This window comes from Sphingomonas pollutisoli (genome assembly GCF_029167165.1).
GTDB lineage: Bacteria > Pseudomonadota > Alphaproteobacteria > Sphingomonadales > Sphingomonadaceae > Sphingomonas > Sphingomonas pollutisoli.
The window spans coordinates 1-15,969 of sequence record NZ_JARFNJ010000020.1 but is presented as its reverse complement, the minus strand read 5'-3'; the positions used below and the strand labels follow the sequence as shown (position 1 = coordinate 15,969).

Annotated in this window: 18 protein-coding genes and 1 pseudogene; 9 read left to right on the top strand and 10 right to left on the bottom strand. The window is 64.8% G+C overall.

What is annotated here, in order from left to right; genetic code table 11:
- Window positions 1-2 precede the first annotated feature (2 nt).
- The 4 genes and pseudogenes from PX554_RS24555 to PX554_RS24540 form a co-directional block, all read left to right on the top strand.
- A complete protein-coding gene (locus PX554_RS24555; RefSeq protein WP_007683347.1) occupies window positions 3-440 on the top strand; it encodes a DUF411 domain-containing protein in 438 nt (145 codons plus the stop codon).
- Between the two features lie 384 nt (window positions 441-824).
- The gene (locus PX554_RS24550) at window positions 825-1,088 is read left to right on the top strand and encodes a type II toxin-antitoxin system RelB/DinJ family antitoxin (protein WP_004212689.1); all 264 of its coding nucleotides are present in this window, start codon (window positions 825-827) and stop codon (window positions 1,086-1,088) included.
- Window positions 1,075-1,356: a type II toxin-antitoxin system YafQ family toxin gene (locus PX554_RS24545; protein WP_004212690.1), complete on the top strand. Its 282-nt coding sequence runs from the start codon at window positions 1,075-1,077 to the stop codon at window positions 1,354-1,356. Before PX554_RS24550 ends, PX554_RS24545 begins: the two co-directional genes overlap by 14 nt.
- Window positions 1,357-1,757: 401 nt before the next feature.
- Window positions 1,758-2,072: pseudogene (locus PX554_RS24540) on the top strand (CorA family divalent cation transporter); the annotation flags it as partial.
- A gap of 62 nt (window positions 2,073-2,134) precedes the next feature.
- Here the strand turns inward: PX554_RS24540 and PX554_RS24535 are convergent.
- From PX554_RS24535 to PX554_RS24495, 9 genes are all read right to left on the bottom strand, one after another.
- Complete coding sequence (locus PX554_RS24535) at window positions 2,135-2,542, bottom strand: response regulator (RefSeq protein ID WP_007683354.1); 408 nt, start codon at window positions 2,540-2,542, stop codon at window positions 2,135-2,137.
- Window positions 2,543-2,623: 81 nt separating this feature from the next.
- Window positions 2,624-3,247 carry a response regulator transcription factor gene (locus PX554_RS24530; protein ID WP_007683357.1) on the bottom strand — a complete coding sequence of 208 codons (624 nt, stop codon included), beginning with the start codon at window positions 3,245-3,247 and terminating at the stop codon, window positions 2,624-2,626.
- Entirely contained in the window at window positions 3,237-4,772 is a 1,536-nt protein-coding gene (locus PX554_RS24525; RefSeq protein ID WP_007683359.1) for a two-component system sensor histidine kinase NtrB, read from the bottom strand. Before PX554_RS24525 ends, PX554_RS24530 begins: the two co-directional genes overlap by 11 nt.
- 58 nt (window positions 4,773-4,830) lie before the next feature.
- A complete protein-coding gene (locus PX554_RS24520; protein ID WP_007683361.1) occupies window positions 4,831-5,304 on the bottom strand; it encodes a DUF305 domain-containing protein in 474 nt (157 codons plus the stop codon).
- A 90-nt stretch (window positions 5,305-5,394) separates the two neighbouring features.
- On the bottom strand, window positions 5,395-6,543 hold the full coding sequence (locus tag PX554_RS24515) for a copper resistance protein B (RefSeq protein ID WP_007683363.1): 1,149 nt from the start codon (window positions 6,541-6,543) through the stop codon (window positions 5,395-5,397).
- Complete coding sequence (locus PX554_RS24510) at window positions 6,543-8,468, bottom strand: copper resistance system multicopper oxidase (RefSeq protein WP_007683365.1); 1,926 nt, start codon at window positions 8,466-8,468, stop codon at window positions 6,543-6,545. Before PX554_RS24510 ends, PX554_RS24515 begins: the two co-directional genes overlap by 1 nt.
- Window positions 8,469-8,534: 66 nt before the next feature.
- On the bottom strand, window positions 8,535-9,101 hold the full coding sequence (locus PX554_RS24505; RefSeq protein WP_007683367.1) for an RNA polymerase sigma factor: 567 nt from the start codon (window positions 9,099-9,101) through the stop codon (window positions 8,535-8,537).
- Window positions 9,098-9,538: a periplasmic heavy metal sensor gene (locus PX554_RS24500; RefSeq protein WP_007683368.1), complete on the bottom strand. Its 441-nt coding sequence runs from the start codon at window positions 9,536-9,538 to the stop codon at window positions 9,098-9,100. Before PX554_RS24500 ends, PX554_RS24505 begins: the two co-directional genes overlap by 4 nt.
- Window positions 9,538-9,810 (bottom strand): hypothetical protein, encoded by a 273-nt coding sequence (locus PX554_RS24495; RefSeq protein WP_007683370.1) that lies wholly within the window; start codon window positions 9,808-9,810, stop codon window positions 9,538-9,540. Before PX554_RS24495 ends, PX554_RS24500 begins: the two co-directional genes overlap by 1 nt.
- A 133-nt stretch (window positions 9,811-9,943) precedes the next feature.
- Between PX554_RS24495 and copC the strand changes: the two genes are divergently transcribed.
- From copC to cueR, 5 genes are all read left to right on the top strand, one after another.
- A complete protein-coding gene (gene copC, locus PX554_RS24490) occupies window positions 9,944-10,321 on the top strand; it encodes a copper homeostasis periplasmic binding protein CopC (protein WP_007683372.1) in 378 nt (125 codons plus the stop codon).
- A gap of 4 nt (window positions 10,322-10,325) precedes the next feature.
- Window positions 10,326-11,270 (top strand): copper homeostasis membrane protein CopD, encoded by a 945-nt coding sequence (copD, locus tag PX554_RS24485; protein ID WP_020820523.1) that lies wholly within the window; start codon window positions 10,326-10,328, stop codon window positions 11,268-11,270.
- Window positions 11,271-11,306: 36 nt separating this feature from the next.
- Complete coding sequence (locus PX554_RS24480; protein WP_020820524.1) at window positions 11,307-11,981, top strand: class I SAM-dependent methyltransferase; 675 nt, start codon at window positions 11,307-11,309, stop codon at window positions 11,979-11,981.
- Between the two features lie 107 nt (window positions 11,982-12,088).
- Complete coding sequence (locus PX554_RS24475; protein WP_020820525.1) at window positions 12,089-14,446, top strand: heavy metal translocating P-type ATPase; 2,358 nt, start codon at window positions 12,089-12,091, stop codon at window positions 14,444-14,446.
- Window positions 14,443-14,841 carry a Cu(I)-responsive transcriptional regulator gene (cueR, locus tag PX554_RS24470; RefSeq protein ID WP_020820526.1) on the top strand — a complete coding sequence of 133 codons (399 nt, stop codon included), beginning with the start codon at window positions 14,443-14,445 and terminating at the stop codon, window positions 14,839-14,841. The genes PX554_RS24475 and cueR overlap by 4 nt, the downstream gene beginning before the upstream one ends.
- Before the next feature lie 26 nt (window positions 14,842-14,867).
- On the opposite strand, the gene PX554_RS24465 is transcribed toward cueR, so the two are convergent.
- Window positions 14,868-15,503, bottom strand: a complete 636-nt coding sequence (locus tag PX554_RS24465; RefSeq protein ID WP_020820527.1) for a response regulator transcription factor — start codon at window positions 15,501-15,503, stop codon at window positions 14,868-14,870.
- Window positions 15,504-15,969: the final 466 nt, after the last annotated feature.

The window sequence follows — 15,969 nt, the reverse complement described above, 5'->3', positions numbered from 1 at the left end:
TCATGAAGACCCGCCTATTCGTCGCCTTGCTGTTCCTCGCCATGCCCGGCGTAGCGCTTGCGGCCAGTGATATCGTCGTCCACCGGGATCCGGGATGTGGATGTTGCGAGAAGTGGGCGCAGGCCGTGCGCGCGAAGCTGGGACGCAAGGTCGTCATGCGTGACGATGCGTCGCGCAGCGAGCTTCAGCGCAAGGCCGGCATGCCCCGGACGCTGGCATCTTGCCACAGCGCGATCGTCGATGGCTATATGATCGAGGGCCATGTCCCGATATCCGACGTCAAGCGCTTGCTGGCGACCCGTCCTGCGGGCGTCAAAGGCATTGCGGTTGCGGGGATGCCGATCGGTTCGGAGGGCATGGAAGTGGCAGGCGCTGCCCGCCAACCCTATACGGTGGTGGCCTTCGGCAGCGCCGGTCAGCGAATTTTCGCCCGCCATTGATATCGCGCGGTTTGCAGCATCCTGCAGAATTGCCCGGTGGTAGAGGACCCCGCTGTCGAGTGTAGAACCTTGTGTCAAGCGAGCTGATGGCGTCCCTACCCCTACCTACACTGAAAAAGCAACGATTTGTCTTGTAAGTTGTTCGCGGTCGTCTCCCTGATTTGCCTGAATTTGGCCCAAAATGTGGGAACGATTGTGGGACCGTTTGCCCACCGAAAGTGTGAGAACGGCCCCAACATTCCCGATCAGGGCCCCGAACCGATGGCACTCACAGCATTGAAGGTGAAAAACGCGAAGCCCGGTCGCCATGTCGATAGCCGGGGCTTTGCCTGATTGCACTTTGCGTTCGCTTGCATTACATCGTCATGCAGAAAGGAAATCGACATGGCCGCAAACGCTCTTGTGCAGACCCGGATCGACGGAGCGGTGAAGGAGGAAGCCGCGACCGTGCTGGCTGCTATGGGGCTGACCGTCTCCGATGCCGTGCGCCTGATGCTGACCCGCGTTGCCCGCGACAAGGCCTTGCCGTTTGAACCGCTGGTGCCCAATGCCGAGACGATCGAGGCCATGAAGGAAGCGCGCGAGGGAAAGGGCAAGCGGTTCGCCACGGTGGTCGACCTGATGGCCGACCTCAATGCGGACGATTGAACGCTTCGGGCGGTTCAAGCGCGACTACAAGCGGGAGAAGAAGGGGCAGCACGCCAAGACGCTGGACGCTGACCTGATCCCGATCATCGAGGCGCTGGCATCCGACGAGCCGCTTGAACCGCGCCACCGCGACCATGCGCTGACCGGCGACTGGCGCGACCATCGCGATTGCCACATAAAGCCCGACCTCGTGCTGATTTACCGCAAGCCCGATGACGACACCTTGCAGCTTGTGCGCTTGGGATCGCACGCGGAATTGGGTTGGTGACGCCCGCGCATGGCGAGCTTATACGTTTGTCGGGTATGTCAGCCAGAGGCACGATTACGGGTTAGGTGTGATCAGCGAGCATCCGATGCCAACAAGCTTTTGCAGAAGACATCAATCGCAGAGATGCATTCGGCAGGCGCTGCTTGAAACAAAAATGAGGGCCATAAATCACTTTCACCCTCAAATTCTGACAAATTTGCCGTTAGTTCACGACTGGTGAGCGAGAAATGAGCCGATCGCGTTGGGCTTGAAGAGCCGACCGCTCGCTCCACCGTCGTGACCCCTACGTTGATGACCGGCGGATGCTGGCCCGGTAGACGATGCTGCCGAGAGCGACGACGACGCCCATGATGGCAAAAGATTCCATGCTCGAATGGCTCAAAAGCCAGATCGTGAGAAGGAAACCCTATTTCCGTGATTTGCTCGATCACATGCTCAGGGTTGAGAGCGCCATCACCGGCATCCGCGACATCCTGATCTCGGTGTTCGAGGCGAGTCACCTGCTCGAACAGCAGCGCCAGGGTGCGATCACGCGTCAGCTTGCCGCCTGGGCCGCGATCCTCGCGGTGCCTACCGCGATTGCCGGAATCTACGGCATGAATTTCGAGAATATGCCCGAACTGAAGACGCAATGGGGATATTTCGTCATCCTCGGCGTCATCGCTGCGGTCTGCATTGGGCTCTACATCCGGTTCAAACGTAGCCACTGGCTTTGACGGCGCAGATCGGCTTTCCACATCGCGCCGGGCTGAGGCTGCCGGGGGCCGGCCGCCATAACTCAATGCTTTCGCAGAACCTCGGCGCGGTGCCGGTCCAACGCATCGAGCAAAGCCCTGCCGATCAAAGGCTTTGCGAGAACGTGATCGAAGCCCGCCTCGGCGGCCCGCCAGGCCAGCAGCGTGTCGTGAAAGCCTGAGATCATGATGGCGCGTCCCGACCATCCGATCTCGCGAAGGTGACGCAGCATCGCGAATCCGTCGATGTCGGGCATGCGATAGTCGAGGATGACGCAGTCTGCCTCCTTCGCGCGGGGGTCGGCCAACAGCGCGTGGCCGGTCGTATATCCCCACACGGCATAGCCGCGCGATCTCAGCAGCAGCTGGAGGCCACGCCGCACGCCGGGATCGTCGTCGGAGACGAGGATGGTGTATCTGCCATCATGCTGAGTGGAACGGACCGATGGCATTGCGAGAAGCGGACACCCGTGTGACGATTGCACCATCGATCGCATATCGCGCCTCGTCCCGTCGCTACGTAGAGGTCGCAGTCACTTCGGCTTGCGGCCCATGCCCGCGGCAAAGGCGATCCGCAGGGCTTCGGACAAATTGCGGACCTCGAGCTTGGCCATCAGGCTCGCGCGATGGACCTCGACCGTTCGCGATGAACAGCCCAGGTCATAGGCGATCGTCTTATTGGGCAGGCCGTTCGCCAGCCCTTCCAGCACTTCACGCTCCCGGGGCGTCAGTGCAGCGACCCGCACGCCGGCTTCAGAGGTTTCCAGAGTGCGAAAGTCGACATCGTCGAGACGCGCGAACGCGCGGCTGACGGCGCCGAGCAGGGCCGCTTTCTCGAAGGGCTTCTCGAGAAAGTCGACCGCGCCGCCTTTCATGGCCTGCACCGCAACCGACACGTCGCCATGGCCGGTCAGGACGATGACCGGCATGTTGACCCCGCGTGCTGCCATGGCGGCCTGAACCTCGAGACCGTCCATCTCGGGCATGCGCACGTCAAGGATGACGCAGCCGACGGCCGCCGACTTCGCCTCCTTGAGAAACTCCACGCCCGAGGCATAGGTCACGACGTCGTAGCCCGCGGTCTTGAGCGCAAAGCTCGCCGCCTTGCGGATGCTCTCCTCGTCGTCGACCAGATGGATGACGCGTCTATCCCCCATGTTCCTCCTCCGCCCGCGCATGGATCAAGGTAAAATGAAAGCGGGTGCCGCCGCGGTCGGGGCGCTCCATCCAGATACGGCCGCCATGCGCTTCGATGATGGTCCGGCAGATCGAGAGGCCGAGGCCCATGCCGTCGGCCTTTGTCGAGTTGAACGCCGTGAAGAGCTGCTCGCGGATTCCGTCCGCGATGCCGGGACCGGTATCCTCCACGGTCACCTCGATCAGCCCGTCAGGGCGCAACCTGGTCGCCACCTTGAGGTCGCGAACCGGACACTCCGCCATCGCCTCGATGGCATTGCGCATCAGGTTGACCAGCACCTGCTGGATCTGCACCCTGTCGACGAGGACCAGCGTCGCGGCGGGATCGACCGCAAAGAAGCTGCGGATGCCGCGCTCGCGTGCACCGACCAGCGCGAGCTGGCTCGCCTCGGCGATGACCTGCGGCAGCTCGTGGAGGCTCTTGTCGACCTCGCCGCGGGCGACGAAATCGCGCAGGCGCCGGACGATATGGCCGGCCCGCAGCGTTTCCTGTGCCGCATCATCCATCACCGACCGTAGCGACACGAAGGGTTCGTCGTCCCGCTCGTCGAGCATGTCGCGGATCGTCTCGAGATAGAGCGCGACCGCGGCAAGCGGCTGGTTGAGCTCATGCGCGAGCGTCGAGGCCATCGTGCCCATCGCGCTCAGCCGAGAGACATGGACCAGCTCTGCCTGCAGTTCCTTGAGCCTGAGCTCATCCTGCTCCTTGGCGGTGAGATCCCGGATAAAGCCGGTGAACAACCGCTGCCCGTCTTCACCGGCCTCGCCGACCGACAGCTGCATCGGGAAGGTTGAGCCGTCGCGGCGCTGGCCGACCACGACGCGACCGAGGCCGATGATCCGGCGCTCGCCGGTCTGCAGATAATGCGCGAGATATTCGTCGTGACGGTCGCGATCGGGCTGGGGCATAAGGCAGGAGACGTTGCGGCCGACGAGCTCGGCTTCGCTGTAGCCGAACAGGCGTTGTGCCGCTGCGCTGAACGACGTGATGGCGCCGGTCTCGTCGATGATGATCATCGCATCCGGCACCGTCGCCAGAATCGATTGCAGATGCTGCTCGCGGGTCTCGATCGATGCGCGGACCGCCGCCTCGTCGGTGACATCGCGGCTGATGCAGGCGAAGCCGCGATGTGTGTCGCCTTCGAACAGTGCGGTGATCGTCAGGCGCGCCAGATATTCCGCGCCGTTCTCGCAGACCCGCCACGCTTCGCGCTCCAGCGTGCCCTCGTGAAGGGCGGCCGCCAGGTCTGCGCCTGGACGCCCCGCCGCAATCTCGTCGGGCGGGTAGAACAGGTCGTGGGGCTGTCCCAGGACGCGATCGAGCGGCCAGCATTCGGCACGCTCGCCTTCTTCATTATAGCTCAGCACCATCCCGGAAGGATCGAGCAGCGTCAGGACGTGGCCGCCAGCCTGTCGCAGGAACAGCGGCGCAAGCCGCGCCACCTCCCTGGCAATCTCGTCGGGCCCGCGCCTCGTGTAGACCATCGGCCGGCTCACACGCCCGGCCGGGCGCACGTATCCGGGCGTAGCCGGACCGTGCCACTCAGCGCCGCGCGAGTATGGCCTTCATCTCGTCGATTTCCTGCCGCTGCGAGCGCTTGATCGATTCGCAAAGCCGGATGACTTCGGGATCGCTCAGCTTTGCTTCCTGGCACATCAGGATCGCGCCGGAGTGGTGTGGGATCATCGAGCGCAGAAAGGCCGTGTCGCCGATCGTGGTCTGCGTGCGGATGAACGCGAAGCTGCCCAAGAAGGCGACCAGCGACGCGGCGATCAGCGCGATGTTGGCGGCCTTCGACGGGAACATGTGCCGCATGGCGAGGATCATGAGCACCACCATCGGTGAGACCATCATCAGCGTCATGTAGAGCATGTTGAGGTTGTTGTAGAAGCTGTCGAGCCCGTCGATCATGACGAACATCACCAGATACATGATGACGCCGCTGATGACGGTCTGGAAGGCCAGGCTCCAATAGGCGCCCATCTTCCGTGTGCTCATGTGGGACGAATGATCCATGGCGTATCTCCTTCGTTCGGCGCAGGCCGACCTGGGTCTCAGTGTAACGCCCCGCTCTCCTGTTCGCCCCCGCCATCAGCCGTCCCGATGCTAGAACCAGAAGCGGATGCCGGCGACGAAGCTGGTGGCATGGACGTCCTCGCCGGCAAGCCTCGACAGCCGCGCCGTGTCGCCGGCTTTGCGCAGATAAGAGACGCCGATATAGGGTGCGAACTGGCGGCTGAACTCATAGCGCAGGCGCGCGCCGAGCTCTATGTTGACCAGCCCCGAACCGATGTCGTTCTCCGGAATATCCTGCGCGGCGAAATTGACCTCGGCGCGCGGCTGCAAGATCAGGCGCTGGGTAATGCGCTGGTCGTAATAGCCCTCGACCCGGCCCAGAACATCGCCCTTGGTCGAGAGGAACAGCGCGCCTTCGACTTCGAACATGCCGGGAGCCAGGCCCTCGACGCCGACCGTCGCGTAAGTGCGGTCGGGCCCGCGGCCGAAGTCCTGGCGGATACCGCCCTGAAGATTGAAATAGGGGTCGATGGCCCGGCTATAGAGCACCTGCACCTCCGCGCTGTCGATGCCGCGGCCGAACTCGCCTTCGCCCTCGCTCTTGAGCCAGAGCCGGTTGATATCGCCGCCGTAAAAGCCTTCGCCATCCCAGCGATAGCCATCGCGACCGCTATGCGCTTGATACTCGAACAGGTTGAGCAGCACCTGCCCGAAATTGTTGCCGCCGCTGTCCTTCATCATGATGTCGCGTGAGCGCGCCATCTCGGCGCCGGGAAAATCACGATCGGCGAAGTGGTCGCTGGGGGGAGGCGGCGGGGGCGCATTGCCGGCCGGAAGCGCCGTGCCGGTCATTTGCATGCCGGGCATGGCGGTCTGGCCATGCTGCGAATGGTCCATCCCGGGCATGTCCGGCATCGCGCCGTCCTGATGCTGGGAGTGGTCCATGCCCGGCATGTCCGGCATCGCGGGAGACGCGGGTTGCGGCTGACCGGCCGCATCTCCCTGCGGCGCAGGACTGGCCTGGTGCTGCGAATGGTCCATCGCCGAGGTGGCGTCTGGCGCTGGTGTCTGAGCGCGCGGCCTGGCGGCGGCCTTGTCCTTCTTCTTCTCCTGCGCCGGCGGCACCTCGCCCGGCGGCGCCATGCCGGGCATGCCGTGCATTGAATGATCCTGGGCAAAGGCGGGCGCGGCAGCGAAAAGGGCGATCGCGCTCACCAGCGGCGTGAGGATGCGGGTCATTACGCGTCTCCCTTCGGACGGACGCTCACGACCCGCATCATCCCGGCATGCATGTGGTAGAGGAGATGACAGTGGAAGGCCCAGTCGCCGACCGCGTCGGCGGTGAAGTCCCAGGTCACCTTGCCGCCGGGCTGGACGATTACCGTATGCTTGCGTGGCGCATGATCGCCATGCCCCGTCACCAGCTCGAAAAAATGCCCGTGAATATGGATCGGATGCCCCATCATCGTGTCGTTGATGAGATTGACGCGCACCCGCTCGCCTTCGATGAAGGGGATCGGCTCGTGATGGTCCGACATTTTTTCGCCGTCGAACGACCACATGAACCGCTCCATGTTGCCGGTGAGGTGAATGTCGATGCTGCGGCTCGGCGCGCGCACGTCCGGATTGCGATCGAGCGCCATCAGGTCCCTGTAGACAAGCACCTTGTGGCCGACGTCGGCGAGGCCCTGGCCGGGCTCGCCGGTGCGGTCGACGGGCATCGGCGAGATGGTCTGGACGCTCGGGTCGCGCTTCACCTGCGGCGCGTTCGAGAAGTCTCGCATCTTCATCGACCCCATCGCGTGCCCGCCATGGTCCATGCCCGCCATCTGGCCATCGGCGCCCATCGCGCCGTGGTCCATCCCGCTCATCGCGGAATGATCCATCCCCGAATGATCCATGCCTGCCATGGCGCTATTGTCCATGGTCGCCATCGCTGCCGCCGCGCCGGTCGCGAGGCGCGCGGACGCGTTCTTCTCGGCCGTCGGATCGACGCCCCGCATAGCGCCGCCCGACATGTCCATGCCTTCCATGCCCGGCATCGAGGACATGTCCATGCCCATGTCCTTCATGTCGGCGAGCGGCCGTTTGCGTAAGGGGGGAACCTCGCCGGCCATGCCGGCGCGCGGCGCGAGCGTGGCACGCGCCATGCCCGAGCGGTCGATCGCCTCGCCGACAAGGGTGTAGGCCTTGTCATCGCCTGGGCTGACAACGACGTCGTAGGTCTCGGCAACACCAACCTGGAACTCGTCGACGGTGACCGGCACCACATTCTGCCCGTCGGCCTGGACGATGGTCAGCGGCAGGCCGGGGATGCGGACGTTGAAGGTGGTCATCGCCGACGCATTGATGACCCGCAGCCGCACCCGTTCGCCCGGGGTGAAGAGCGCGGTCCAGTTGTCCATCGGACCATGGCCGTTGACGAGATAGGTGTAGGTGGATCCGGTCACATCGGAGATGTCGGCCGGGTCCATCCGCATCTGGCCCCAGTCGAGCCGGTCCTTGAGCGGCTGATCCTTGCCCGACAGGAGCCCGGCCAGGGTCTGGCGCTGGAAATTGAAATGGCCGGGGTTGACCTTGAGGCGCCGGAAGATCGCCTGCGGCGAGAGCGCGCTGTGATCGGCGAGCACGATGACATGCTCGCGGTCATAGGCGACCGGATCGGCACCGGCGGGATCGATGATGATCGGGCCGTAATGGCCTTCCTGTTCCTGCAGGCCTGAATGGCTGTGGTACCAGTAGGTGCCGCTTTGCACGACGGAGAACTGGTAGAGGTAGTTCGAGCCCGGCTTGATGCCCGGAAAAGACACGCCCGGCACACCGTCCATATTGGCCGGCAGGATCAGCCCGTGCCAGTGGATCGAGCTGTCCTCCTCCAGCTGATTGATGACGTTGAGCCGCACGCGCTGGCCCTCGCGCAGCCGGATCAGCGGGGCGGGGACCGTGCCGTTGAGGCCGATTGCCCGGAACTTGCGCCCGTCGATGGTCATCGACTGCCGGGCGATGGTGAGCGTAATGTCTTCGCCCGACACGGTCGGCAGCGTCGGTCGCATCCCCGGCGAGATCGTCTGCGCCCAGGCCGGCAGCCAGGCTGACAATGCTGCGCCGCCGCCGGCGAGGGCCGCGCCGCGGAGGAACTGGCGGCGGTCGAGAGCAGAAATCATTCGGTTGTCTCAGCTTTAAGAAAGAGGGCGTACCTATTGGGAATACGCAGCATGGCCTCATCCCCCTCAAACTTTCTTTAATATTTCCGAAAGGCGTGCCCTAGCTCGATAGAGGCGCGTTTCGACCGCCTTCTGGCTGATCCCGAGAATTTCGGCGGTTTCAGCTTCCGATTTCTCGTCGATCGTACGCAAAATAAGCGTGTCCTTGAGGGAAGACGGCAGGGCAGCAATCGCTTTCATTGCTTGCGCGAGCTGCTGTTCGGCCCCGATCGCCTGATCGGGCAGCGGTGCGTCGTCGGCGACGCCGTCCGCCTCGCCGAGCGGTAGGGCTAGGGCAAAGAAATTTCGAACCGCTCGCCGACGCCGCCAGTCATGGCATTTGTTGATGACAATCCGGGACATCCAGACCTGGAAGGGTCGGGTTACGTCATAGCGGTTGAGTGCGGCAAAGGCCGCGACGAAGCTCGCCTGGGTGACATCCAATGCCTCATCCATAGATCCGACATGGCTGCGCACGAGCCGGTGAACCCAACCTTGATGCCGGCGGACCAGCTCGCCATAGGCCGCTTGCCGGCCTCCAAGCGCCAGAGCCGCGAGCTCCCCGTCCGAGCAGTCGGGGAGGCACGCGGTCATTCGGATTTGGCCGTCAGCGCTTTCACCACGGCGTCGTCGAATTTGTCCGTCTGATCCGGGCGCAGCACGGCCCGCATCGCGAAGATATGCTCAAGTGTTTCTTTCTGCAGCGCGCCCATGGCCTGGTGCGAGCGATCCACCGCAGTTGCGACTTGCGGGCCATAGCCATGCTCCGCTTCGATCGCTTCCGCGAGACGCGCATTGTCGGCGCGCAATTCGGCCTCCAGCGCTTGACGCCGGATCGCGTAGTTCTTCTCGATTGTCTCGAGTCGGCTGTGTTGCGCTGAATTCAGCTTCAGATCGCGATGGAGCAGCTCGTGCAGCTCATTTTCGACCGGGCGCACTGGAACCACATAGACGCGGCCAATGACAACGCCAGCGATCGCCGCGGCGAAGGTCACCAGGACGAGGAGCAGGAGCCGGCGGCGGTCGCGCATCACTGCGAGCTCAGCAGCGTCGAGGGCGCAAGCGCGAGCCGAGCATCGAAGGGCGATAGCGGTTTGGCATCAGCAGACCGTGTCGAAACTGCCGAGCCGGCAATTCCGATGAACAGCGCGGTTGCGGCCGCGATGCCGAACGTCATAGCGCCAAGGCTTGGTATGGCCCGGATGCGCGCTATTTCCGCCATGACCCGGCTTTCCAGGCCGCCGAGCCTGGGATCGAGAGGCGCATCGCGCAACCGCGAGAGCAGGTGGTCAAGTTCATCCATGGTGCTTCTCCGTCTTCATCCATCAATACGCACGATGGTCCAGGAACCCTTGCTGTAGATTGAAAAGAATAATTGCGAGGGGTGGGGGCTCGGGCTGCGTATTGTCTCATGGGATCTACAGGAGAATGTTCCAATGCGTTTCTTTTCGCCTCTCGCAGTTATCGCCGCCGTCGGCCTGAGTGTTTCTGCTCCGGCCTACGCGCATCCCAAGCTTGTGTCCTCGACGCCCGCCGCGAACGCCAGCGTCTCGGCGCCGTCGCGTATAACGCTCACCTTCAGTGAAGGTCTGATGCCGAAGCTGTCGGGCGCCGAGATCGTGATGACCGGCATGCCCGGCATGCCCAACCACCGCATGGCGGTAACCGGCTTCAAGACGTCCGTCGAAGGCGACAAGACGCTCGTGCTGACGCTCGCCAAGCCGCTCATGGCGGGCAGCTATCAGGTCGCCTGGCACGTCGTCTCGACCGACACGCACCGCATCCAGGGCAATCTCGCCTTTACCGTCAAGTGACGCCATGAACGACGTGGCACTCGTCGCCGTCCGCTGGGCGCTCTACGTCGATCTCGGCCTGTTGTTCGGCCTGCCGCTGTTCGCGCTCTATGCGCCCGGCGGCGGCCGGATGGTACAGCGGCATCTGCCGATGGTAGCAATGGTGGCCGGTCTCGCCTGTCTCGCCCTCCTGCTGTCGGCGCTGGGGTTCGCGTTGCAGGCAGCGGCCATGACCGGGCTGCCGCTCACCCAGCCTGATCTTTCCATGGTCGCAGAGCTGTTCAACGGCACGTCCATGGGAACGGCGCTGAAGGCGCGCCTCGTCGCGCTCCTCGTTCTTCTGCTCTCCATCCCCTTCTATCGCCGGCAATCCCGTCCTGCCTTCATCGCCTCCACTCTGGCAGGCGCGGTCGCACTCGCGACCCTCGCCTGGAGCGGGCATGGCGCGGCCGGCGAAGGCGAGGCGGGCTGGCTGCAACTGGGGGCCGATCTCATCCATCTGCTCGCCGCGGGCGCCTGGGTCGGCGCGCTTGCCGCATTCCTTGCGCTGGTTCTTACCAGGCTCGCAACCGATGATCTCGCCACTGAAGACATGGACCGGGTCATGCTCGCCGAGGAAGCGCTGCGGGGCTTCTCCCTCGTCGGCACGATCATCGTCGCCCTGCTGATCCTGACCGGGACGGTGAACGGCTGGTTCCTGGTCGGCCCGGGCAACATCGCGTCTCTCGGGCAGTCGACCTACGGCCTGCTGCTCATCGCCAAGCTGCTGCTCTTCGCCGGCATGCTGGGCCTGGCCGCGCTCAACCGTTATCGCCTGACCCCGGCACTTGCGCAGGCGATCGAGGAAGAGGACGCGCCACGGGCGCAGGCGCTGCTGCGCGCGAGCCTCGTCGTCGAAGGCGGTCTTGCGATCGTCATTCTCGGGCTGGTCGCCTGGCTGGGGACACTGTCGCCACCCATGTCGATGTAGCTTATCGTTTCGGACGCCTCGCGTTGGGAGAAGCCAATGCAATCCTACACCCCGCCGCTCGGGACCGGATCGACGAAAGACTATGATCGCGCGATCCGCCTGTGGACGCGGGAGAAGCGGTGGCGTGCCGCCATGCTCGCCGCCCTGGCGCCCAAAGCCGGTGAGACGGTCGTCGACGTCGGCTGTGGCACCGGCAGCTTCGCGCTGATGCTCAAGCAAGCCGAGCCCAGGACGCAGGTGATCGGTCTCGATCCCGATGCCGAGGCGCTCGACATCGCGCGGCACAAGGCCGCTGCGCGGCAGGCCGATATCGACTGGCGTCAGGGATTTGCCAGGGACGTGGCCCCGGGCACCGCCGACGCTGTCGTATCGAGTCTCGTGCTGCATCAGATGCCGGTCAGGGAGAAGGCGGCAACCCTGCGCGCCATGTTCGCCATGCTGCGCCCGGGTGGCCGCCTGGTGATCGCAGATTATGGCCGCCAGCACGGTCTCATGCGGCTCGCCTTTCGCCTGACCGTGCAGCGACTCGATGGCATCGATGATACCCGACCCAACGCCGACGGCGTGCTCCCCGGCCTGATCGCGGCGGCCGGCTTCAGGCATGTGGCCGAGACGTTTCGGCTCTTGACCATCACCGGCGCGATCGAATTGCTTACCGCGCATCGACCGGCGCAGGCCCAGGGCCTTACGGTTGCGAACGACCTTGGCTGATCCCGGCCGAGCGACCGGGTACGCCGATTTGGCCGCTTAGGCGATTACGTATTGACCCTGACACGGTGTCAGACCCTAGATCGTCAGGCGTCGAAAGGAGCAAGGCGATGAACGAGACACATGGAGCGGCGCATGGCGGCGGTTGCTGCGGCGGCCACGGCGGCGCGAAAGCGGCGACCGGCATCAAGGACCCGGTCTGTGGCATGACCGTCGATCCGGCGACCACCGCGCACCATGCCGATCATGGCGGTGAACGCTATCATTTCTGCAGCGCGGGCTGCCGGGCAAAGTTCATCGCCGATCCCGAGCGCTATCTCGGCCCGCCGGCACCGCCGTTCGCAGCGCCCGTGGGCACGATCTGGACCTGCCCTATGCATCCCGAGATCCGGCAGGACCATCCCGGGTCCTGTCCGATCTGCGGCATGGCGCTCGAACCCGCGACCGTGACCGCCGACAGCGGTCCCAGCCACGAGCTGGTCGATTTCACGCGGCGTTTCTGGGTTGGCCTGGTGCTGGCCCTGCCGGTGCTGATCCTCGAGATGGGGGCGCACCTGTTTCCTGTGATCCATCGCCTCGTGCCGATGTCGACCTCGGTATGGATCCAGTTCGTGCTGGCGACGCCTGTCGTGCTCTGGGCGGGCTGGCCGTTCTTCGAGCGTGGCTGGGCCTCGCTCAAGACCCGCAACCTCAACATGTTCACCCTGATCGCGATGGGGACGGGGGTCGCCTGGATCTACAGCGTCGTCGCGACGCTCGCGCCTCAGCTGTTCCCGCCTGCCTTCCGCGGCGAGGACGGCATGGTTGCCGTCTATTTCGAGGCCGCCGCGGTGATCACCGTTCTCGTGCTGCTCGGCCAGGTGCTCGAACTGCGCGCGCGTGAGCGGACCTCGGGCGCGATCAAGGCGCTGCTCAACCTCGCGCCCAAGACCGCGCGCCGGATCGCCGCCGACGGGAGCGAAGAGGAGATCAGTCTCGATCTGGTCGCGGTCGGCGACCGCCTGCGCGTGCGGCCGGGCGAGAAGGTGCCGGTCGACGGCGTAGTCGAGGACGGCCGCTCCTCGCTCGACGAGTCGATGGTCACCGGTGAATCCATGCCCGTCACCAAGGCCAAGGCCGACACGGTGATCGGCGGCACGCTCAACCAGACCGGTGCGCTGGTGATCGTCGCCGACAAGGTCGGACGCGACACCATGCTTGCGCGGATTGTCCAGATGGTCGCCGAGGCGCAGCGCTCGCGCGCGCCGATCCAGCGCATGGCCGATCAGGTGTCGGGCTGGTTCGTGCCCGTGGTCATCGCGGTTGCGGTGGTCGCGTTTATCGCCTGGGGTATCTGGGGCCCCGAGCCGCGCTTCGCCTATGGGCTGGTGGCGGCGGTCGCCGTGCTGATCATCGCCTGTCCCTGTGCACTGGGTCTCGCCACGCCGATGTCGATCATGGTGGGCGTCGGCCGCGGCGCCGGACTCGGCGTCCTTATCAAGAATGCCGAAGCGCTCGAGCATATGGAGAAGGTCGACACGCTCGTCGTCGACAAGACAGGCACGCTGACCGAAGGCCGCCCTGCCGTCACCCAGGTCGTGCCGGCGCCCGGCTTCGACGAAGCCGAGTTGCTGCGGCTTGCCGCCTCGGTCGAACGGGCTTCCGAACATCCGCTCGCGCTGGCGATCGTCGAGGCTGCGAAGGATCGCGCCATCGCCACGAGCGACGTCACCGACTTCGACTCGCCGACCGGGCGCGGCGCGCTCGGTACGGTCGAAGGGCGGCGCATCGTCCTCGGCAATGCGCGGTTCCTCGCCGACGAGGGCGTCGCCACCGAGGCGCTCGCCGGCCAGGCCGACGCACTGCGACGCGATGGCGCCACCGCAATCTTCATCGGAATCGACGGCACCGTCGGCGGTGCCTTCGCCATCGCCGATCCGGTGAAGGCCACGACGCCAGAAGCGCTCGCCGCGCTCAAGGCGGAGGGTATTCGCGTGGTCATGCTGACCGGCGACAACCGCACGACAGCGGAAGCGGTCGCCCGGCGCCTGGGCATCGACGAGGTCGAAGCCGAGGTGCTGCCCGATCAGAAAAGCGCCGTGGTCGCCAAGTTCAAGCGCGAGGGGCGGGTGGTCGCCATGGCCGGCGACGGTGTCAACGACGCCCCCGCGCTGGCCGCCGCCGATGTCGGCATCGCCATGGGCTCGGGCACCGACGTCGCCATCGAGAGCGCGGGCGTGACCCTGCTCAAGGGCGACCTCACCGGCATCGTCCGGGCGCGTAAGCTCAGCCAGGCGACCATGTCGAACATCCGCCAGAACCTCGTCTTCGCCTTCATCTACAATGTCGCGGGCGTGCCGGTGGCGGCGGGCGCGCTCTATCCGCTGTTCGGCATCCTGCTCTCGCCGATCATCGCGGCCGCCGCCATGGCGCTCTCCTCGGTCAGCGTGGTCACCAACGCGCTGCGACTCAACCGGAAGGCGCTGTGAACATCGGCGAGACGTCTCGGCGGAGCGGCGTCTCGGAGCGGATGATCCGCCATTATGAGAAGATAGGCCTCATCCCGGCGCCGCCGCGCCGGGGTGCGGGCTATCGCGACTATGACGAGCGCGATCTTCATCGCCTGCGGTTCATCGCCAATGCGCGCGATCTGGGGTTTCCGATCGAGGAGATCCGCACTCTGCTCGGCCTTTGGGCGGATACGGGTCGCGCGAGTGGCGAGGTGAAGCGGCTTGCGCTGGCCCGTGCCGAGGAATTCGAGCGCAAGGCGGCAGCGCTGACGGCGCTGCGCGACACGCTGGTCGATCTCGCCGAACGCTGCCACGGCGACGCGCGGCCGGATTGTCCGATCATTGCCGAACTCGCCACGGGCCGATCCGCATAACGTCCGATGTCGCAGGATGGTGAAGCCTAATGGCGATCGTCCTCAGGCGATCCGTTCAGGTCCACAGCAAACGCGATCCGTAGCAAGTCGGGCAAACTTTGGGCTCCCAGTTTGACCATCAGGCTGGCTCGATCCAGCTCGACCGTGCGCGGCGTGGTACCGAGTTCATCTGCGATAAAGCTATTGGGATAGCCTCGCGCAATCCCTCTAAGAACGGCCCGTTCGCGCTGCGTCAGTCTCGCGGCTTTCGACAGCGCGTCGGCCTGTTCTGCGGCACGCCCGGTTATATTCTCCAGCGAGCTGAAGGCGCGGTCGATCGCGCCAAGCAATGCGGCCTTTTCGACCGGTTTGGCGAGAAAGTCGGCAGCGCCCGCCTGCATTGCCTGCACGGCGAGCGTGGGATCGCCATTGCCGGTGAGCATGACGACAGGCATATCAATCCCGCGTCGCGTCAGCTCCACCTGGACCTGAAGGCCGTTCATGTCCGGCATGTGCATGTCGAGGATCACGCAGCCTTTCTTCGCGTCACCCGCGGCCGACAGAAACTCCGGCCCCGAAGCGTAGGCCTCGACGGCGAAGCCGGCGGTACGCAACGTGAATCGCAGTGCCTTTCGGATTGTCTCTTCGTCATCGACGATGTGAACGACGCGCTTGTTCCCCATACTCCTCGGATCGATCTGGAGTGCCGCGCCGCAAAGGCACCGCTATTGGGGAGGCCTCTTACGGGCAGGACCATGGTCCAAGGTCAAGGCCGAAATATTGCCGCAGCAGTTCCAACGGCGCAGGTGCTCGACATCGCCCCGATACGGCGGCTCTTACCACTGGAGTTCGGGCACCTCCGTCTGGTCTCCTGGAAGGGGGGCGCCCCAAAACGCGGCGGCCGAAAACGTACACGCCCTCAACGGGGCTGAACGCGCTACCTGCAAAAAGGGGCGTGAGGCCCAAAAGTGCGTCTGTCGGGCTCGACTTCAGAGCCGCAAAGCTCGGGCACCTGCTGGGGACATACGAGCCGTTCTAGGCCTCACCTCAAGATTTGTTCGCCAGACAACGCTCTCATGACTGCCATCTGCGCTGCAGAACGAGTTTATCCTGCCGCCAACCTTTCGGCTAGCGGTGAATTTGGCCTGG